Below are 19211 nucleotides of genomic sequence, written 5' to 3'. Positions count from 1 at the left end.
AGGTTTTTTATTTCACCGGTCCTGAGTCTGCTTTCGGAATGAATCCGGGGGCTTGTATCCTGGATGCTTTCGGTCAGCCCTCGCTTAAATGTCAGATTTCACAGATCTAGATTTCAGAACCATCTGACAATCTCAAATCCATCAGACAGACACTTGAGGCGCTTGCACCAACGCTTCAGACAAATCGTTATCAGGAGGCAGCAATTGTAACGACAAACCTTCCCGCGCCATCAAACTATTCGGGAACCTTTGAGCCACTTCTTCTCCCACCCTGTCTAAAAACTCGTCATTGTGCAGCGGGTCGTGGTGAAAAATCACCAACTTTTTGACATTAGCAGCCTTTGCCACCTTCACCGCTTCCTGCCAAGTCGAATGTCCCCAGCCGACCTTGCTGCTCTTCGGGGCATAATACTCCTCATCGGTATAAGTAGCGTCGTAGATCAGCACATCAGCATCCTGAGCTAAATACAGCACATTGTCGTCTAAACGATCGGGAAAATGTTCGGTATCAGTCACGTAAGCAGCCGAATACCCCCGCCAGTTTACGCGGTAGCCTATAGCTTCGCCCGGATGGTTGAGCAAAGCAGTTTCCACCTTAATCTCTCCGATTTCCAGCGGTTTGCCCACTTCTATATCGTTAAATTTCAGGTCTGCCCCCATAATTTGCAGGGGTACCGGAAAATTGGGGTGCAGCATCTGGTCGTGGAGGCGCTGCTGGATAGTAGCCTTATTAGGAGCAATAGCCCCATAGATGTGAAAGCAGTTCCCAGGAATAAAAGCTGGGACAAAAAATGGGAATCCTTGAATGTGATCCCAGTGAGAGTGAGTAAAAAACATATGAGCTTTTACGGGCATCTGGGACAGGAGAGTTTGTCCCAAAACCCGCAATCCAGTACCGCCATCGAAAATTAGGCGACTGTCACCCACTCGCATTTCTACACAGGGCGTGTTGCCCCCGTAACGTACTGTTTCTGCTCCGGGAGACGCTATGCTACCTCTAACGCCCCAGAAGTGAACCGTGAATTGGTTGTGCATACTAGACATGGGTTTTCTTGCAAGATTGTTCCGGCGAGTTATCGATAAGGTGTTTACATATTACTAAGGGCTTTACCATCAAACCCAAGCTCTTTGACGGTCGAGTTCCCCACTTGTTGGAAGTGCCAAGAGTCTCGCTCATCGCGAGAATGCAAAACTGTTGGGCTTGACAACTGAGCAATAAATTACAAGGTAGACTAATCAAGTCTCGATCGTAACTATTCTTTTCGTCTCTTCACTAGCCTAACCTCCGCAGACACACTTTGGGGCAGCAGTTCTGTCTGAGTTTGGTCAAAAGCCGCTGTTTGTTCCAGCCTCCGCATTTGCCGAACCTGATCGCGCGGTTGCTTGTTTGCCCTGCTGCTTTACGGGTTGGAACGCGGATGATGGCTTTCCTGCTATCTAGTCCGGTTTAGCGACCATAATATGCAGGTGTCGGGGCTGTGTTGCGCCGATATCTGGCTGATGTTGCCGATCGGGCCTAAAGGCGCCTCTACAAGAATGACGGTTAATTTACCCGACTTGAGATGGTCCCGCCATTTAACCCCTGCCCATGAGCATCAGGGACTCCTTTTTAGCAGAACCCGGTTTAACTAACTCAACTCCCATTAATTCCAAAATCTTAGCAGTTTAGGAATGCTTCTGCTATTAATTATCAAGCAATACTGTCTGGATTGTCTGCCCGCCCAGAGGCGGCGGTTCGTCCCGCTAGCGGTCAAGCTGAACCCAGCCTCATCTGACACCGGGTAGCAGCGACATCCCCAGCCTGCGGGCAAAAGGCTAAATTTTCGTCCTGCATTTCTTGGCGGACGAATTGAATCACTCAAAATTCCCCTATTTTCGGAAATTAAAAAATTTCGAGTTTTTGCCATCATGCCAACTCCGATCGGCATTCTGTCTCAAGAGTGATGCAGAAATATTCCCTGTTAACCTGTGGTGCTTTTCTCAACTATCTTCAATAGCTCTATTTTTGGTAAGGATTTCTCGGAATTCGGCGCAGTTGCGGTACTGGCCACGGGTTTGAATTTCGGGTATCATAGAGTCTTAGACTCTTGTTTGCCGAGAATCTAAATCACTGCTAAAAACGCCTGGATAACTTTAAGTTTTTTTTCAAAAAAGTCAGTATGAATCAAGTTAAAAAAACTACAAGCAAGCTGAATAGATCGCCTGTGAAAGTGTCCGATCGCACTTTGGAACTCGGTAATCTCCCCTTGAGCGACCTGTCTGTAGAAATGACGGATGGCCAAGCTTTGAGGAAATTTAGTTCGGACGATCGCCCGCCGGGAACCCCAACAGCCACAGGTCGGACTGCCGAAACAATGCGCTGGGGGGCAGATGGCAAGAGCGATCGGGCCCGATCGCCTGTGGTTTCTACTGCGTTTCTCAAGTGGCTGCTAGAGAGTTTGACTCGATCGAAAGGTTGGCTGGCAGTTGTCACCCTGGCAGCAGTTTGGGGGTGGTGGAACAGTCAGTTACTGTTTTCCACAGGCCTGGGGATAGCAGCGATGATGCTGGTTTACCGAGGGCAGTCGTGGGACTGGCAATTGCTGCGAGCAAAAGGCGAACAATTTTGGGAGGGCCCGAACCGCCGCTTCGTTTTAGCCGTCGGCACCGGCGGCATTGCTACCTTGGGCGCTTACATGAGTTTGGCGATTTGGGCTGACTCAAGCAGCCACTGGATGGCTTTGAGCCTAATTTTGCAGAATTTGGGCACGATCGCGATTCCCTGGCTGTTGCTGCGGCAAGGGTTGAGTCTGGGGGCCGCAAAAGATGAAGTGGTGCTCGATCGCATCTTGGCGGATTTGACTGATGCTGACCCCGTGAAGCGTTTGATTGCAGTGCGGCAAATGACCGATTTGGTGAATCAGGGTGGGTTTGGCCCTGTGAGCTCTGTCAAAAGTTCGTTAGCGAAGCCCTCGCAGAGGATCGCCCGTTCCCGCGCTGCCGAGTGCTTTCGCCTGATGCTGAGTCGGGAACCAGAAGCTTTAGTCCGCAATGCCCTTCTCGAAGGTTTGCAGACTTGGGACGCTACTTATGGCATGGCTTTAAAATCCAAAAGTCAAGTCATCGACTATTAGCTGACCATCAAAAGCGTAAAAAGTAATTTTATGAATATTCGGAGCTTTTACGCGTAGGGGAGCCCTAGGGTCGATCGGAGAATTAGACCCGATCAGATTGGGCGCCGGCATTTCATCCTGAACAATTGGGTTGCCGTCAATATCACAAGCAGATAAAACAGTTCGTCGCGAACTGGTGACAAGTCCTGACACCCAGCGAACTGGATACTTAAAAGTTACTTCTATCAGTCCGCTTTTGGGGGCTCCCATTAACACTGTTGCCCCAGAACCTGTGAAAAATGCTGGGTTTGAAGGTTGGATGGCGACGGCATTGCTAAAAGTAACCCCCCAATGTGCAAACTGGTGTTCTACTACTTCAAAGCATTTCAAGTCTTCTAAAGCTACCCGGACGATCGCAGGTACCGTGGCGCGCGATCGCACCTCTGACCCGGCGGCTGAGCGTTCTGGAGTGGCGACAAAAGACTTTTTGCTGTTTAAATCCATGCTTCGATAGGCTGTATCAAATTCTGCAAACCCGTCTGATTGAAGACTTTTCGCATCAACCATAAAACCCTCGCGATCCCTTTTTCTGAGCAGTTGCATTTTAGTAGACCTCCCTGAGATTAGTTGTTTCTTCTGTTTTGGAATTGATAACGGCGAGGCCCGTGATTGCCAAACCTGCAATTAGGAATCGAAACCCCATCACCCGCCCTCCAACAAAGACTTTCGACCTCAAAAGCCACTGCTCCGCAAAATATCGTGATTAATGATTTGTGATTGGCGAGCGTCGGCAAACCTGCCGCCTGCCTGAAAGCGAGTTCTAATAGTCCTCCTTTCCGAGCGCTTGCTTTCGGGGTTGGCGAACCGACTCTATTTTGTTGAGGGGTCTTACCCATCATTTTGCTATTATCTCCGATCGGCGGTAGTTTGCAAGGGTAAGGATAACTACACAGCCGAATTGCCCAAATCGCAAAACTTACTTGCTGTCTGTAGTTTCACGCTTCACCTGTACTAAAATAGATTTAAATCATTACTCAATCTTTACAAAAACGCCACCAGCTTTGCAAGTTTTTTAAATAAAGACGGGGCGACGGAAAAGAATCTAAAATATAACAGCGATTAAGGTTAGTTTATGCTTGTACCCCTCGGCTTCGGTCAGCGCTCGATAGTTACTTCTCTCGGCAGAATGGTCTACTACACTGCTGAAAAAATGCCTTGGATGGGGTTGCCGACCTCAACTTCGGAAAATAAGCCCAACTTAGTATTTTTTCACGGTTTTGGCGGCGGGTCGAGTGCCTACGAATGGTCGAAAGTTTATCCGGCTTTTGCGACAGAATATCGAATTTTAGCACCGGATTTAATCGGTTGGGGGCGATCGGAACATCCGGCAAGAAATTATCAGGTTGAAGATTATATCACAACGTTGATCGAATTTATCGAAAAAACTTGCGGTAGTCCGACAGAGGTGATTGCTTCTTCGCTAACAGGGGCGATCGCGATTCGAGCTGCGATCGCACGGCCGGATCTCTTCAAATCCCTAATTTTGACCATACCCAGCGGTTTGTCGGACTTCGGACAAGATTACGGCAGCAGTTTCTTCGCTAAGCTAGTCAACACGCCGATTTTAGATCGCTTGCTCTACAGTACCGGAATCGCCACAGACGGCGGCATCCGTAGCTTCCTAGAACAACGCCAATTTGCCGATTCGCGTCGCGTTTACCAAGAAATTGTTGATGCTTACCTCCAATCTGCTTTGGAACCAAATGCAGAATATGCCGCCCTGTCTTTTGTGCGGGGAGATTTGTGCTTTGATTTGTCGCTGTACATCACTCAGCTAACAACGCCGACAGCGATTATTTGGGGAGAAAAATCGCAGTTTACCGGCCCCGATATCGGCCAGCGGTTGGCAAATCTCAATCCCGAAGCAATCAAAGTTTTTCAACCTCTCGAAAACGTAGGTTTGACTCCGCAGTTAGAAATTCCCGCTGTCACGATTGGCTTAATTAAGCAATACTTAAAATTGCTTTCGGAAGGGTGAAGAAGTTCGGCAACGGATTTTGTAACGGATGTAACGGATGTAACGGATGTAACGGATGTAAAGGATGTAAAGGATAGAAGGAAGAAGGAATATGAATTCCCTCTTCCCATTAGCAATGACTACTGACTACTGACTACTGACTACTGACTACTGACTACTGACTACTGACTACTCTTTTACTCGCACGTCGATAACGCTGGCGTTGAAAATGTACTTGTTGCCTTCAAGCTCTAGCGTAGTGCCAATTTTGACTTTCGTATTACCTAAAACCGGGCCATTTTCAGTAAGTTGACCTTTTCCCTCTAAGGTAAACATCATATTTTTGCTGAAGGATTCTTCTTCTCTGGGATCGGGGAGAGCTTTCAGAGTGCCGTTGGGCTGAGGAACTGCTAGGGTTCTGGTGAGAGTTTTGACAGATTTAATGGTAATCTGACCGGAGGGTTGATTGCGGATCACTACATTGATTTTATCGCCAGCTTTGAACAAATCTTGAACGTTTGTTCCTTTGAGACCGATCGCAATTGCATCAATTTCTACAGGTTTGACACTGGTGCCGACTTGGGCGACGGAACCGCCAGAAGTGCCGGGAAAGAAGAAGATTCCGACTGCAACTAGCAGTACGATTAGAGCTGCAGCTACGTCTAGGATGCTGAGTTTGCCGAACAGTCGGCCTTGAGAATCCAAAATTTTCATAAATCGCCTATTATACTGATAGCGACAGGAGTATGTTTACAAGCTCAGGACTTACACAGACATCGATGAAAAACAGATGCTGCTATTGCTGAGCTACCGCTGGCAATGACATACTTTATTGATGCGTAAGTCCTGAAGCTAAAAGATATTACCACAACGATCGCCCCAAATCCGCATGACTGGGGCACTTAACCCAGAAGGCAGTTGACGGCGGTTGGTTGGGCTGCGGGCCGATCGCCCAGAAGCTGGTGGGGGGGTGAAAAATTGGCAAAAAGCTAGAATAGCAACTAAGCAGCCTCAAATTGCGTCTGCCTATTGAGTGACTTTTCGAGTTTTTCCTCAAATTTTATCTAACTTCTCCCACGTATCAATCATGTTAAAAAGTTTTTGGTTGACTTGCCGGCGTACTTGTGGCCGGGGGATTTATCTGTTTCTGTCCCTGATGGTGGCTGCGGGTATCTGGGTGGTTTCCCCGGAACCGACTCAAGCATTTTCTTTGCCTGAACTGATTTTTCGAGGCATTCAAGTTATTCAATTGTCGAATATGTCCGATCGCCAAGAGGTGACTATTGGCCGACAAATTAATCAGCAGTTAACCAACAGCGAGTTTAAGATTGACCGCGATCGGGATACTACAGAATATATCAACCGCATCGGTCAACGACTCGCTCAAGAAAGCACTCGCCCCGATATTCCTTATACTTTTCAAGTGATTGACGACGACAATATTAATGCTTTTGCGACAATGGGCGGTTTTGTTTATGTGAATAAAGGTTTGATGACGGCGGCGGACAATGAGGCAGAATTGGCCAGTGTCATCGCCCACGAAATCGCTCACATTAATGCTCGCCACGCGATTAAACAAATGCGTCAAATGGCCATAGCTTCAGGCGTAGCTTCGGCGACTGGGCTCGATCGATCTCAGGCGGTTCAGATTGGGGTAGAATTGGCTTTGCGGCGCCCCCACAGTCGCCAAGCTGAGTATGAAGCCGATCAGTTGGGATTGCAAACTATGGGGCGAGCGGGCTACGCTCAATCTGGGATGGTTGATTTTATGAAAAAGTTGCTCAACAAGCCTTCTCCTCCGAGCATTTTAAGCACTCACCCGGCTACTGCCGATCGTATTGCTGCTATTTCGCAGGCTATAGATCCGGATCTTGCTAGCGGTGAAGGTTTGAATAATGAGGATTACAGGCTAGAAATCCGCAGGCTTTTAGGTTCGTAGAAATGTAAATCAGCCAGGCAATCTCTTCTCTTCTCTTCTCTTTTCTTACTTCGCGATCTTCGCGTCTTCGCGGTTCGTTAAAAAACAAATCCAGTTACTAGGGTAAGTCAGCAGCAAGTTAATTGCGATTTAATAGATATCACATCTTGCACCATTCTCAAGAACGGGCTCTCCGGCCCGTTCCACAAGAGATAAATTTTCTTGTGGAACAGGCCGGAAAGCCTGTTCATAAAATAATTATTGACAATGGTGCAATATCTAAGATAGATCAAACTTAAACTGACGCACCCTACAACTACAAATTGATTTAACACTGCTGTTGAACAATAGAATCGATCGCAGGTTGCGGGGGTGCAATCGGCTGCGGCTTCAATTGCCGAACAACTTCGTCAAACGGCAAAATTCGGACTTGATTGTTAAATACATTTACTTGATAAACTCTGCGGTAGCTGAGGTCAAATCCTGTCAGCCAGCCGCTTTTGGGATGATAAGCACCCGTGTCAATATCCAACCACCCTTCGCCCCTGACTAATTCGCCCGGTCTGACCCCATGAAAGGTAAAGGTGATCGTGTGACCGGTGATAATTAATTTATTGGGAAAATAGGGTTTCGGCATGGTGTGAAATTCCCTGCGAATCCAACAGAGTTGTTCGATCGACTGTTCATCGATCGACAGATGGGGGTCAACGCCGGCGTGAACCAGCCAGATGTCCCCTAAATCCAGGTGCGTGGGGAGCGATCGCAGCCACTCTAAGTGTTTATACGGCATCATCCCTGTATCTCTGTAGCTGGCTACTGTCGCATCGCCGCCACTGTAGAGCCAAGATTGCCACGCTCGCATATCCATCGGCGTTCCCGACAAAGCCTCCAGCATCAGTTGTTCGTGGTTGCCCAACAGAGTTTGGTAGGGGCTTTGCTGCACAAAATCTAATACCTGAGCGCTTTTGGGGCCACGATCGATTAAGTCTCCCAAAAAATAGACGCGATCGTTCGAGCTGGGGGCAAGTGCCTCTAGCAGGGTCATTAAGCCGTCGTAATGCCCGTGTACGTCCCCGATAACAATGCGCCGATGCTCCATTGTGTTTATCCGCTTCCCTGACTCAAAAGCCCCATCTCTAGCTTATAGCATCTGATTTTGCTGTTATTTGCCTCCCCTCTTTTACGGTGGAGGGGTGTCACCCATTATAGTGCTTTTTATAAAGATTCTGTAAAGCTCACCAGTCTCTGTTTGCGTAGCTACTGGTAGAAACACAGGCAAGCTGTTAATTGTGCTTCTGCAACTGCTGTTACTGAGGCAAAGCTTTGAGTTATTTCACTCTTTAGGGTGCATCAGCGATTAGCCGACCGATTAAGTCGAAAATAATCCTAGCTGACCACCCTAAAATACGATCGATCATTAACGATTGTTACTGAGTCAAAGCTTTGAGGAATGTCTGGAGTTCTGCCAAAAAACCTTTCTTTTTTAAGGGTTTGGCAGGTGTGGTGGAGTCAGGATCGGCGCTGGGGAGAGAAGCGGCTAAAATCCGCTCTAAATCGTCTCCGACTGGTTTTTGGGCGGTTTCAGAAATTAGTTCGTATTGGTCGTTTGTTTCCAGCCACACTTGCCACGATTGGGGGTAGCAGCGGAATAAAGCAGCAGTGTCTAGGGGTCTGATGTAGTAGCAGGATTCAATTTTGCTGAGGAATCGATCGCGCAATTGGCGGCCCGCATAGCCTATACCTATGGTGGCAACATCTTCGAGGCGCGGGTTGAGTAGAATTACTGGGCGACCGGCCGCAGCTATGTAAAGTTTTTCGACTTGGGCAACTTCTACGGCTGCTGGATTGATCAAAAGGAAAAGTTGATCTTCCGGCGCTATTTTATCTTCAACAGGAGTGCGACTGCTGCCTAAATCAGTGACTTTAAACGGTGTTTCTCCCCAGTCACGGCGCGCGAGGGCCGCAGCACCGGTGTCGGGAAAAAAGACTTTTACTCCGGGGTAGATTTCCTCAAATTCTGGGAGGAATTGTAAGGTGATAGACTGTGCTTGTAGGGCGATTTCTGGAAATACTAATTCGACTTGCAGTAGAGTTTTGCCGTCCGAGAGGGCAGCGGCGGTGGCAATGCGGGATTGGGCGATCGCCTCGTTGAGATCCTTGGGCAGTTCTGTCATTAATTTAATTGTTTTTACTCGACTTCTCTCAATCTAATTTTACCTGAGATATTGCACCATTCTCAATTACCTATTTATGAACGGGCTCTTCGGCCCGTTCCACAAGAAAATTCACTCTTTGTGGAAAGGGCATCGGGCTTTCCGTTTAGGAACAGGCTTTTCGGCCTGTTCCACAAAAAAAATTGACTCTTTGTGGAACGGGCATCTTGCCCGTTCTTGAGCATAATGCAATATCTAAGTTTTACCGCCTCAAGCAACAAAAGCTAACACCGACACTGGCGAACCTGAACCTCCCAAAAGGCGCAATATTCCGATAACTAAAGTAATTTCAGCCGCAGGTAACAAGTCGAGATTTGCTAGATTTTCCAGCACTATTCGCTGCGTTTCCAATACCAATTTATTAACCACAAAACTTTCATCTCGCCCGGTATCGACTCCGTGAGTGTCGGTTCCAACTCCCGCGATAGAGCGTTCTTCTAGCAAAAATTGAGTTGCTGCTTTGCCAAATCCCGGAAAGTGGCAAATTCCGCGATCGTCTCGGTTGAAAAATGCTTTCTCGTCCTCCCATTTTTCTTGCCAGCCAGTATACAATAAAACTAGATTTCCCGGTTCTATAAGTTTGTGCTGCCGTTCCCAAGTCAATATATCATCAATTGTTAAAGTGTAGTCGGGATTGGCAAGACTTTGCTTTCGGATGTCGATCGCAATTGCGGGCACAACGAGTGACTGCGGGGAATAATTATCAATGCTGGCGCCTCCTGCATAAAAGCTGTTGGGTGCGTTGATGTGAGTGCCGCTGTGTTCGCCCATCGAGAATTTTCGCAGGAAATACCCGTCTGTTTCTATTTGAGATACTGTGGCAATTTCTGTCGCTGGATCTCCGGGCCAAATGGGAATATTTGGGTGAATTGAATGGGTTAAGTCTACAATTTTGCTGTAGGCGATCGTTTTGAGATTATTTAAGTTTAATTGGTTTGTCATATCGTTGGCGATTGTTTTTGAAGTATTTAACCGCAGAGGGCGCAGAGGGCGCAGAGTTAGAGAAGAGAGGGATGGATAATTCGGATACGAATGGATTTGATATCATTAGGTAAAGTAGATTGATTATTTATTAAACCTGGTTGATTTTTTGACCGTCTGCGATCTCAATCTAAAATCTAAAATCTAAAATCTAAAATTGGATTAGCCGATCGAGCGTTGCTTCCATCACATCCTTTGTTTGCCCGGAAACAGTATACACCAAAGCTTCTCGATAAACTCTCCCGGCTGGGTGTACCGCACCGTTAGCAGCGCCACTAGAAACTGCAACCGCAGCGTGCCCGCAACGCACCGCTAAATCAATGGCTTGAGCTCGCAGCGCTAATTGTTCTGCTTTGGAGCTATGTTGAGATTGTGGGAAATTCTGTTTTAGCCGATCGAGCTTTTGCTCTAGTTTTTGACAAGCCGCCGTTATAAAAGGTGAATTCTTAGCAGCCGCCGCTGCAGCAATTACATCTAATCCGGCTCGAATACAGCCAAAAGTAGCCGGAACAAAATTCAGTATATTTTTGGTGTCGTTTTCCGAAATCCAGCCGACAGGTTTAACTGAAATTATTTCCGATTCATGCAGCAACCAATTATCGAGAGTTGCTGTCACAGTATTAGTCGAGTTCATGGCAATTAACTGCATGATTTCGCTACAAGCTATTTTACCATATTCGCCTTCAATATTGGCAAAAGGCACTAAACCGAAAACAGCGCGTTCGTCAGGAAGTACCGCCGCTACAATAAACTTTTGAAACAAGCTAAAACCTGTTACCCAAGGAACTTTTCCTGACAGTAAATAGCCCGCTTTTGTGGGAGTTGCGGTGACGGCCGGATTGCCCGATCGCCTTAAATGCGAAAACCCAATACCCAAGCGTAACTCTTTTTGGGCGATCGCGGGCAAGTATCTGCTTTTTAGCATTTCATTGTCGCTGTTGGCAATCATCGCAGTGGCGCTGTGGTGCTGAGTTTGCAGGAAAGACAAAGCGCCGGAATATCGAGCCGTCAATTCCTGATATTTGTAAAAAATCTCCGGTGCAATTTCGGCACCGCCCCATTTTTGGGGAACTCGCAATGCTAAGAGCGATCGATCTTCCAATCCAGCAATTGCTGTTTTTAGCGCTTCCGAGTCGCTGTCGATAATTTCCGCGTGGGGTGAAACGCACTTTTGCAGGTAAGTTTCTGTGCTGTTTAGAATATCTTGAAAATCCATGTTTTATAATTATTTTATAGCAGAGGTAGGGACGCGGCAGTGCCGTGTCCCTACTTATTTCCTCACATTGTGCACCCTTATCAAGAACAGGCAAGATGCCTGTTCCACAAGAAATAAATTCTATCTATTGTGGAACGGGCCGGAGAGCCGATGCCTGTTCCACAAGAAATAAATTCTATCTATTGTGGAACGAGCCGGAGAGCCCGTTCATAAAAGGCTTGTTGAGAATGTAACAACTAACTTATTTCCACACTTTCCAAGGAGCCTTCCCTTCATCCCAAAGTTCGTTTAAATACTTGTATTCTCGAAAAGTATCCATCGCAAAGAAAAAGCCGTCATGACGGTAAGCCATCAACTGTCCGTCTGCAGCCAAACGCTGCATCGGCTCCTGTTCTAAAATACAATCATCTCCCCCCAAATAGTCAAATACCCGGCGGTTAAATATCATATATCCAACACTGATCCAGCCATCTATTTGAGGTTTCTCAGAAAACTGTACTACGCGGCTATCGCTGTCTACATCCAAAATTCCAAAGCGAGAAATCGGGCGAAATGTAGTGACAGTTGCCAGCTTCCCGTGAGACTTGTGAAAATCCATCAAGGCGTCAATATCGACATCAGCTACTCCATCGCCGTATGTCACCATGAAATTCTCGCGATCGATATATTTTTCGATTCGTTTTACCCGCCCTCCCGTCATGCTTGCCGCGCCAGTTTCAGCCAGTGTCACCTTAAAATCTTGTTCGAGATGTTCCTCGTGATAAGTGATGATATTTTGGCGTCCCAGACAGATAGTAAAGTCATTGTTCATGGCTTCATAATTGAGGAAATATTCTTTAATCATGTTGCCGCGATAGCCCAAGCACACAATAAAGTCTTGGAAACCGTAGTGTGCATATATCTTCATGATGTGCCAAATAATTGGATGCCCCCCCACCTCAACTAAGGGTTTGGGACGAAATTCTGTTTCTTCTCTGAGACGAGTACCGAGACCACCTGCTAGGATAACTACTTGCATTTTTTCAATTTTTTAAAGATGATCAATTAATTTATCATCAATAATCAGTGATTTAGTCAAAGAATTATTAACTTTTTCTCATAGTGAGTGAAGCTTTGTAAACCACAGAAATCACAAACTATTCTCAATAATCGTATGCTGGGTGCCCAGCCCCCTCTATTTGCGTCTATTTATGAATAATCCTAGGGTGCGCGCGGAGAACCATGTATTTAAATATTGCGGGCAATTTCTACTTAACCGTAGGTCGCGCACTGCACACCGTATATTTAAATGCGGCGCGCTATTTCTAACTTATACCAATTTTTTATGAGGTTGCATAGAATCCGATTCCCCCTAGCCAAGAGGGCGGGCACGGGGGCACCGCCCCTACTAAGGGGGGGACAAGATTCTTCTCTTTCGTCCCCCTTATTAAGGGGGAGTAGGGGGTATGCGAGGGGGATCGAGATATGTGCAACTTCACATTAAATTGGTATTACGAATGGTAGATTAGGAAATAGACAAACAAAGCCAACACCTCTACTAAATATAAGGAAGAGATTCAACAGCAATGAAAACTCAACTCGATCGCCTAAAAAAGTTTTTAGGTATCCTGTGTGCGATCGCCTCAATAATTATATTATTCCAATCGGCTATACCGGGTGTTTACGCCACGGTTGTTGCACCGAAAATCTCAACCATATCACAAACCACCATAGCTTTTGTACCCAACATACCGGGCGGCGGATTAGACTTTCACGAATCAGCAGGAGGACACACTTTAGAGAGACACGTTGGTAAAACAGAAGCACAACTAGCACAGCGACTCGCAAGCGAAACGAGAATTCCTGCCGCATCTTCTTTTACTGATCGTTCCGTCGCCGAAGCGGCTATTGCAGAAGCAATGAACAGAAATCAAAGTGCGATCGACTCTTGGGTGAAAAGTCGAGGCAATCGTTATACGATCGACTACAATGCCAACAGAATAATTGGCATTACTCTGCGTCGTCGCGCCTCCAAAGCAACTTCAACATCTCGCCTGAGAATCGTCCTCCAGCGCAGCGCCAAATTACCTCCCGGATACTTTATTCTCACAGCCTATCCCCAATGATCGATCAATTTCCTCATTTAACCCAATTTTTCAGTTCCTACTTTCACCAAGACTGGCCGTTAGAAGCTGACACTCCCAGCGATGTAGTGAACAACTACCGCACCAGCGAACCGCCCGCAAGTGTTGAATCTGCATCGCAAGAGCTCAGCAAACTGCTAGAAATGCCGATCGCCCCCGCCGATTTAGAAGCATTTATCCTCGATGAATTAGGGTGTTACTACGACCCACAATCCGAAAATCAAACAGTCCGAGAATGGTTGGAATCGGTGCAAAAATCTTTGAATAATCCCAGCTAAAATCTATATATTTGTAAGGACGCGGCAGTGCCCTGTCCCACAATTTGTCTATATATTTGTAAGGACACGGCGCCGTGCCCAATGCGTGTCAAATTAAGCTTTTCGTCCGCTAGTCCTCGCGCCTACCCGCCAGTCCGCCAGGGAATGAATTCCACGGGGCTTATAGCCAAAGTCCTCTAAAAGAGGACTGAATAATTCATTAGTCCTCTTTTAGAGGACTTTAGCTTTGAGGCAGGGGTTTCAACCCCTGTCGGACTATCGGTTTAACGTTAAGTAGACACCAATGGGCTTTTGGAGTGTCTCTACAAGTTGTTCACAATCTAATAGGATAGCTAGCTCACTTGCTAACCGTCAATAAGTAGCCTTCGTGGACGTTGAAATTAGGGATAACATAAGCCAAGCTGCCGCTACCCACGGAAAAACTTTCTTCTTTAACGGTGACAAGCTTTGGCACGGATCCTTCTTGATTGTTGGGAATCTTTTCTAACTTTAGAGTTATTTTCTGACCCCTTTGAATACCTAGCTGCTCCAAATTGCCGAGGGTTAATGTTACCGTTGTTGCTGAGGAAAAATTGGGGTCGAAATAACCTAAAAGTACCTGTGCTTTACCTTCAGGATTTGACTTGCTGGCTAAAGCGACAAGGCGATTGTTATTTGACCAACTCCGCACCCGCGAATTAACTCCGTCAGCATAAGCTTTGTAAGCCCACCAAGCTGCTCTTGGCTCAAAAGTATTAGGCGTGACCATCCCACTCAGCGTATTATTGAAGCAATTGCTAACTTTATTTGGCCCTTTAGTATCCCAACAAGCTCTGCAAGCACCGTCAGCTTTTGCATACTCTAAGTTATACAAATAACCTAAGATTTCCCCCGGCTGGTACTGCGCTAAGTTCCCGACAATTTCGTTGACGTAAATTTTTTGCAATTTCAGTTCCTTGTAAGAGGGACTTTGCTGAAAATTGCGTTTAGCCTCAATTACGTGATCGTCAACAAATAAAATCATCGTGTCGTTAAGTTCGTGCCATGAGAGGAAATTAACTTCAAGTTTGTTAGCCTTGCAGTAATCCAAAAAAGCGGCGAGATATTCTTTGCTGTAGCGGCCGAGGCTCGGCCCGCCAATCATTGCTGACGGCCCCAATTCTTCCCGCAAGATTTTGTAAGCTCTTTTGTAAGTTTCAAAGAATTGTTCTCTGCTTCCGTTCCAAAATGGATCTTTCCAATCTGGCTCATTCCATACATCCCAAATAATTTTTTTGCCTTTATTTTGCTGAGCTAATTGCCGCACGAATGCTTCCCAGGCGGGGTAGTTTTGATAGGGCCAGCCATTGGGATTGCTACCGTAGCCCCACAAGTCGCTAACTACTAACTGAAACTCGGCTCCGCTGGCGATTATGCGATCGTAGATATCGAGTCTCCCCGCCCGCCAAAGTTTGGGCTGCAAGGGTTTGATAGAACTATCCGGGGGTTTTGCGGTATCGATTCCGTGCAGGATGCCGCTCATGGAAATTGTACCGGTGGCTGGCTGTCCAAAATCTACTGTAACGTTCGATCGCAGTTGGGCGATCGCTCTTGGCTGTCCCAAATAGGCTATTAACAGAACAGTGACAATAGCTAAACAAATTGGCAGCAGTTTATTAATACGTGGGAACTTGAATGTAAATTGCATATCTTTTCTTTGGTTGATGTTTTGTGGAAGGGGCCGGAGAGCCCGTTCCTAAGAATGCTGCAAGAGCTCAGTTTTAACGAACCGATGAAAACACTTCAAAACCCTGTATTGATTCTATCACTTGTTGCCACGATGGGGAGTTGATCAGCTCGTTGATATCGAAATTAACTCCTTTTTCCGCAGCAAAAACACTAAAATTTTGCACCCAATGAAAGATAGTTTCTGTGGTCAAATAAGGTGTGCAGGCCCAAGCAGATTGCAAATTGTTCACCATCTCGGACATATCTCCCCGATCGTAAGCCTCCCAAGCTTTCCACACTAAATAATAGTGTTTCAGCAGGCTATCCACTTGCTGTAGCTGCTTTTTGAGTTTCGGACTAATAGAGAAACTGTCGTTCTCATCGTCACTTACCAATGCCTGTTCAATTATTTCTCCATATTCCCGAAGCATCCGTTCTTCTTTGAATAGTTCTTGGGCTCGCGCTTTGCACGCTTGTCCTGCAAGTCTACGCGATTCGGGATTTTCGGCCCATATTTCCAGCGTTTCTACTAACTCTTTTACTGTTCCTTCTGGGTCGATTGTAGGATCGGGGAGCAACTTTCCTGTATCTCCCAATTCTTCAGGAATCCCGCTGACTGCTGTGGCAATTACAGGCAATCCTTTTGCCATTGCTTCCATAATTGCTAGCGGCATTCCTTCTGCTTGGGAAGATAAAATAAAGATGTCGCTGGCGTCGAGCCAATCAGCAATATCCCAGCGCTGTCCTAAGAATTTAACCTGTTCTTCTACTCCCAATTTGCTCACAGTTGCTCTTAATTCAGGTTCCAGATTGTCGTGAGTAGTAGACCCAGGCCCGGCCCAAACAAAGTAAATTTTGGACCAAATTGGACGATTTTTCAATTGGGCGATCGCCTGCAATTGATACTGATATCCTTTAAGTGGAGTCAATCTCGCCGCTGTAAAACAAACGACAGCATTTTCAGGGATTCCTTGTTCTTGACGCAGGCGTTGGCGTGTTGAAAGATTCGGCGGTTCAAAATAACTGTTAGGTCTCCCATAATAAATAAGTTTGCCTCGTTTTAGAGGCACTTTAAAAATTCTTTTGAACAAGTTTAAATTTTCCTGGGACACTGCTACTACTGCTTTGGCTAAACCGTACTGATAGGAGACAGCCTCCAAATAGGGAATTTGATCGCCCCGATCGAAAGTTTCATAATTGCGATCGATATAACCGAGAGTAACTATGTACGGTATATTCTGCTTAATAGCAACTTGTTTGGCCGCAAAATTGGCTATCGGCGAGCCGTCGCTAAATATAATTAAATCCGGTTGAGCCTGCGCGTAAATTTTTTCAGCATCGCCTAAATTGTAAGTACCTCGCAAAAACTCTTTTATTGTGTCAAAATCCAGCCAAATATGTTCTATACCTAACTGTTTTTGTTCGGCAATTAAAGGGTGAGAAGCTTTAGTTTGAACGCTAATAACTTGGTAGCCTTCGGCTACTAATTTACACATCAGCGAGTGGTTGAACTGAGCTAAACCTCCCACTCCGTGGTCTTCCGCGTACAGTAGTAGGCGGGCTTTTTGCGGTTGGGAAATCGAAATATGTGCAGGTTGAAACTGAGGAGTATTGTTAGCAGCAACCACTACGATATCTTGCCATTCTTTTAAATTGGTTAAGGCATAAGTATCAAAGTCGAACCCGTATTCTTGCGAAACACCCCTAAAAGTTTCTAACCATCTAAATACTGTTTCCGTACCTGTAAAAGGAGTGTAATGAAGAGATTTCTCCAAACACTCGACCATCTCTGCCAAATATCCATCACGGTACATCCGCCACGCTAGCCATACTAAAGACCTGTAACGTTCCTCGCGTTTCAAGTCGCGGATGTACTGAGGTAAGTCTAGCCGCGCGAAAAATTGCTCCATCACAATTTCCATATTTTTCATTAGTTTGGAGCCGCTGGACATGAGATTACTGTCGTGCTGGCGATAGCAGGTTAATATCTCTTTTAACCAAACTGACTTGCAGCCTTTTAAAGCTAAACGTAGAACAAAATCTAAATCTTCGGTTGGCGGCAAGCGATGATCGAAACCCCCCAAGCGTTCCCACCACTCTCGCCGCAGCATCATGGCGCTGGGACGCGCTGATTTGTACAAAACAAAAGTTTCTAAATCTAATTTTGGTGATTCTTCCCAAGGCTTTACTCCATAGATGCCTTCGTCGTTTTTGCCAACGATCAGCCAACCTGTTTGCACCAAATCTAATGTGGGGTCAGCGTCAAAGCAAGCTACTTGTTTTTCTAGTTTTTCTGCTAAGAAGAAGTCGTCAGCATCTAAAAAAGCTAAAAATTCCCCTTTGGCTAATTTGCAAGCATTATTTCGAGCAATTGCTGATCCTTGGTTATCTTGATAGATGTATTGAATTAAATCGAGGTAAGGTGCTAAAACTTGGCTGGTATTGTCTGTTGAACCGTCATCTACGACGATAATTTCCCAGTTTTCATAACTCTGACTGAGAACGCTCTCTACGGCTTTGAGAATGTAGCGCTCGCAGTTATAAGTCGGGATAATGACACTGACGCGTACTTTTTTGGGAGTGATGATACTAGCTATTAACTGTTTCCATTCTGGTAATTTTCCCATAGCAATAGCCTCGATTTGGCAGCCGTAGGTCTTAGCAATTCCGGTGATGCGCTTTACCCAATCTGCTATAGTTGCTGTCAGGGAGTACGGGGTATAATCCAAAGATTTTTGCAAATAGTCAGTCATTTCTGCCGGATAGCCACTGTAGTAGAGTTGCCACGCCATCCATGTCAGAGCCTCATAAAAAGCAAGCTTTTCTAATTGGCGGATGTCCTCTGGTAAGTCGGCTCTACTGAAGAAATTTTGCTTTAATTTAATACAAAGGTTTGCCTGTTTTATCGCTCTCTGGATGGACACATTTTGCCCGTGCTGGCGGTAGCATACTGTCACTTGAGGCAACCAAACAGCTTCGCACCCAGATAGTGATAAACGCACAATTAAGTCGGCATCATCTACTGAATCATACTGAGAATCAAAGCCACCGACTCGTTCCAGCCACGCCCGCGAAAACATCATGGCGCTGGGAAGTAGGGGCATATAAACAATCCAGGTTTTTAAGTCGAGCTGAGGAAAGTATTCCCAGGGTTTTATATCGCAAATACTTTCGCCTTGCTCTTTAACAATTCGCCAGCCACTATTAACAATGCCTAGTGATGGCTGAGCGTCAAATAACGCAACTTGTCCAGCTAACTTATCGGACAAGAAAAAGTCATCTTGATCTAAAAAAGCAATTAATTCACCTCGGGATTCCTGAATTCCTCGGTTGCGGGCGGCAGCTACTCCTTGGTTTTCCTGATAAACATAGCGAATTTTTTCAACATAAGGCTGCAATGCTTGGCGGGTGTCGTCGGTTGAGCCGTCGTCTACGACGATAATTTCCCAGTTTTTATAGGTTTGGCTGATGACGCTTTCTACCGCTTGCGCGATGTAGCGAGCTCCATTATATGCTGGAATAATTACACTTACTCGCGGTGTCGGATTTGCTATTGACATGAGTTTGCTCGGTGATAACGAATGGTTTGGGAACACAACACAGATTTAGACGCCGATACACAGATTTTTGATCGTTGTTGGGCCTGTAAAATACAATTTTACTGATATTTGTGGCTATACTGCTGAC

Annotated in this window: 16 protein-coding genes; 6 read left to right on the top strand and 10 right to left on the bottom strand. The window is 46.0% G+C overall.

What is annotated here, in order from left to right:
• Positions 1-141 precede the first annotated feature (141 nt).
• A complete protein-coding gene (locus QUA00_RS27925; protein ID WP_333143739.1) occupies positions 142-1044 on the bottom strand; it encodes an MBL fold metallo-hydrolase in 903 nt (300 codons plus the stop codon).
• 1115 nt (positions 1045-2159) lie between these two features.
• Here QUA00_RS27925 and QUA00_RS27920 point away from each other — a divergent pair.
• Positions 2160-3113 carry a hypothetical protein gene (locus QUA00_RS27920; RefSeq protein ID WP_333143738.1) on the top strand — a complete coding sequence of 318 codons (954 nt, stop codon included), beginning with the start codon at positions 2160-2162 and terminating at the stop codon, positions 3111-3113.
• On the opposite strand, the gene QUA00_RS27915 is transcribed toward QUA00_RS27920, so the two are convergent.
• Complete coding sequence (locus QUA00_RS27915; RefSeq protein ID WP_333143737.1) at positions 3081-3695, bottom strand: hypothetical protein; 615 nt, start codon at positions 3693-3695, stop codon at positions 3081-3083. The two genes, QUA00_RS27920 and QUA00_RS27915, sit on opposite strands and share 33 nt — an antisense overlap.
• Before the next feature lie 529 nt (positions 3696-4224).
• Here QUA00_RS27915 and QUA00_RS27910 point away from each other — a divergent pair.
• Positions 4225-5130: an alpha/beta hydrolase gene (locus QUA00_RS27910; RefSeq protein ID WP_333143736.1), complete on the top strand. Its 906-nt coding sequence runs from the start codon at positions 4225-4227 to the stop codon at positions 5128-5130.
• A 168-nt stretch (positions 5131-5298) separates the two neighbouring features.
• On the opposite strand, the gene QUA00_RS27905 is transcribed toward QUA00_RS27910, so the two are convergent.
• On the bottom strand, positions 5299-5823 hold the full coding sequence (locus tag QUA00_RS27905; protein ID WP_333143735.1) for a DUF4330 domain-containing protein: 525 nt from the start codon (positions 5821-5823) through the stop codon (positions 5299-5301).
• A gap of 373 nt (positions 5824-6196) precedes the next feature.
• Here QUA00_RS27905 and QUA00_RS27900 point away from each other — a divergent pair, with 373 nt between their 5' ends.
• A complete protein-coding gene (locus tag QUA00_RS27900) occupies positions 6197-7048 on the top strand; it encodes a M48 family metallopeptidase (RefSeq protein WP_333143734.1) in 852 nt (283 codons plus the stop codon).
• Between the two features lie 307 nt (positions 7049-7355).
• Here the strand turns inward: QUA00_RS27900 and QUA00_RS27895 are convergent, their stop codons facing one another.
• The 4 genes from QUA00_RS27895 to QUA00_RS27880 all read right to left on the bottom strand — a co-directional run bounded on the left by QUA00_RS27895 (position 7356) and on the right by QUA00_RS27880 (position 11437).
• The gene (locus tag QUA00_RS27895) at positions 7356-8126 is read right to left on the bottom strand and encodes a metallophosphoesterase family protein (protein ID WP_333143733.1); all 771 of its coding nucleotides are present in this window, start codon (positions 8124-8126) and stop codon (positions 7356-7358) included.
• 328 nt (positions 8127-8454) lie between these two features.
• Positions 8455-9201, bottom strand: coding sequence for a DUF1995 family protein (locus QUA00_RS27890; protein WP_333143732.1), 747 nt, complete (start codon positions 9199-9201; stop codon positions 8455-8457).
• Positions 9202-9450: 249 nt separating this feature from the next.
• On the bottom strand, positions 9451-10182 hold the full coding sequence (locus tag QUA00_RS27885) for a cyclase family protein (protein ID WP_333143731.1): 732 nt from the start codon (positions 10180-10182) through the stop codon (positions 9451-9453).
• A gap of 190 nt (positions 10183-10372) precedes the next feature.
• Positions 10373-11437, bottom strand: a complete 1065-nt coding sequence (locus QUA00_RS27880) for an acyl-CoA dehydrogenase family protein (RefSeq protein ID WP_333143730.1) — start codon at positions 11435-11437, stop codon at positions 10373-10375.
• Between the two features lie 95 nt (positions 11438-11532).
• Between QUA00_RS27880 and QUA00_RS27875 the strand changes: the two genes are divergently transcribed.
• Positions 11533-11670 (top strand): hypothetical protein, encoded by a 138-nt coding sequence (locus QUA00_RS27875; protein WP_333143729.1) that lies wholly within the window; start codon positions 11533-11535, stop codon positions 11668-11670.
• Between the two features lie 8 nt (positions 11671-11678).
• Here QUA00_RS27875 and rfbF read toward each other — a convergent pair whose 3' ends face one another.
• Complete coding sequence (gene rfbF, locus QUA00_RS27870; RefSeq protein WP_333143728.1) at positions 11679-12455, bottom strand: glucose-1-phosphate cytidylyltransferase; 777 nt, start codon at positions 12453-12455, stop codon at positions 11679-11681.
• A 547-nt stretch (positions 12456-13002) separates the two neighbouring features.
• On the opposite strand from rfbF, the gene QUA00_RS27865 reads away from it, so the two are divergent.
• Together QUA00_RS27865 and QUA00_RS27860 are read left to right on the top strand one after the other, a co-directional pair.
• Complete coding sequence (locus tag QUA00_RS27865; protein WP_333411881.1) at positions 13003-13542, top strand: RNase A-like domain-containing protein; 540 nt, start codon at positions 13003-13005, stop codon at positions 13540-13542.
• On the top strand, positions 13539-13838 hold the full coding sequence (locus QUA00_RS27860) for a contact-dependent growth inhibition system immunity protein (protein WP_333411880.1): 300 nt from the start codon (positions 13539-13541) through the stop codon (positions 13836-13838). Before QUA00_RS27865 ends, QUA00_RS27860 begins: the two co-directional genes overlap by 4 nt.
• A gap of 337 nt (positions 13839-14175) precedes the next feature.
• Here QUA00_RS27860 and QUA00_RS27855 read toward each other — a convergent pair whose 3' ends face one another.
• Together QUA00_RS27855 and QUA00_RS27850 are read right to left on the bottom strand one after the other, a co-directional pair.
• Positions 14176-15504, bottom strand: a complete 1329-nt coding sequence (locus QUA00_RS27855) for a GH39 family glycosyl hydrolase (RefSeq protein ID WP_333143725.1) — start codon at positions 15502-15504, stop codon at positions 14176-14178.
• Positions 15505-15577: 73 nt separating this feature from the next.
• Positions 15578-19084 carry a glycosyltransferase gene (locus tag QUA00_RS27850; protein ID WP_333143724.1) on the bottom strand — a complete coding sequence of 1169 codons (3507 nt, stop codon included), beginning with the start codon at positions 19082-19084 and terminating at the stop codon, positions 15578-15580.
• Between the last annotated feature and the right edge of the window lie 127 nt (positions 19085-19211).

The organism is Microcoleus sp. T2B6 (assembly GCF_036700475.1).
Taxonomy (GTDB): domain Bacteria; phylum Cyanobacteriota; class Cyanobacteriia; order Cyanobacteriales; family Microcoleaceae; genus Microcoleus.
This window is presented reverse-complemented; position numbering and strand designations above follow the sequence as displayed.

Bases quoted from the DNA above. Each gene is read 5' to 3' on its own strand.
- QUA00_RS27850 (WP_333143724.1), bottom strand. From the start codon at position 19,084: ATGTCAATAGCAAATCCGACACCGCGAGTAAGTGTAATTATTCCAGCA.
- QUA00_RS27900 (WP_333143734.1), top strand. From the start codon at position 6,197: ATGTTAAAAAGTTTTTGGTTGACTTGCCGGCGTACTTGTGGCCGGGGG.
- QUA00_RS27915 (WP_333143737.1), bottom strand. From the start codon at position 3,695: ATGCAACTGCTCAGAAAAAGGGATCGCGAGGGTTTTATGGTTGATGCG.
- QUA00_RS27855 (WP_333143725.1), bottom strand. From the start codon at position 15,504: ATGCAATTTACATTCAAGTTCCCACGTATTAATAAACTGCTGCCAATT.
- QUA00_RS27890 (WP_333143732.1), bottom strand. From the start codon at position 9,201: ATGACAGAACTGCCCAAGGATCTCAACGAGGCGATCGCCCAATCCCGC.
- QUA00_RS27905 (WP_333143735.1), bottom strand. From the start codon at position 5,823: ATGAAAATTTTGGATTCTCAAGGCCGACTGTTCGGCAAACTCAGCATC.
- QUA00_RS27925 (WP_333143739.1), bottom strand. From the start codon at position 1,044: ATGTCTAGTATGCACAACCAATTCACGGTTCACTTCTGGGGCGTTAGA.
- QUA00_RS27875 (WP_333143729.1), top strand. From the start codon at position 11,533: ATGCCTGTTCCACAAGAAATAAATTCTATCTATTGTGGAACGGGCCGG.
- QUA00_RS27895 (WP_333143733.1), bottom strand. From the start codon at position 8,126: ATGGAGCATCGGCGCATTGTTATCGGGGACGTACACGGGCATTACGAC.
- rfbF (WP_333143728.1), bottom strand. From the start codon at position 12,455: ATGCAAGTAGTTATCCTAGCAGGTGGTCTCGGTACTCGTCTCAGAGAA.
- QUA00_RS27865 (WP_333411881.1), top strand. From the start codon at position 13,003: ATGAAAACTCAACTCGATCGCCTAAAAAAGTTTTTAGGTATCCTGTGT.
- QUA00_RS27920 (WP_333143738.1), top strand. From the start codon at position 2,160: ATGAATCAAGTTAAAAAAACTACAAGCAAGCTGAATAGATCGCCTGTG.
- QUA00_RS27880 (WP_333143730.1), bottom strand. From the start codon at position 11,437: ATGGATTTTCAAGATATTCTAAACAGCACAGAAACTTACCTGCAAAAG.
- QUA00_RS27910 (WP_333143736.1), top strand. From the start codon at position 4,225: ATGCTTGTACCCCTCGGCTTCGGTCAGCGCTCGATAGTTACTTCTCTC.
- QUA00_RS27885 (WP_333143731.1), bottom strand. From the start codon at position 10,182: ATGACAAACCAATTAAACTTAAATAATCTCAAAACGATCGCCTACAGC.
- QUA00_RS27860 (WP_333411880.1), top strand. From the start codon at position 13,539: ATGATCGATCAATTTCCTCATTTAACCCAATTTTTCAGTTCCTACTTT.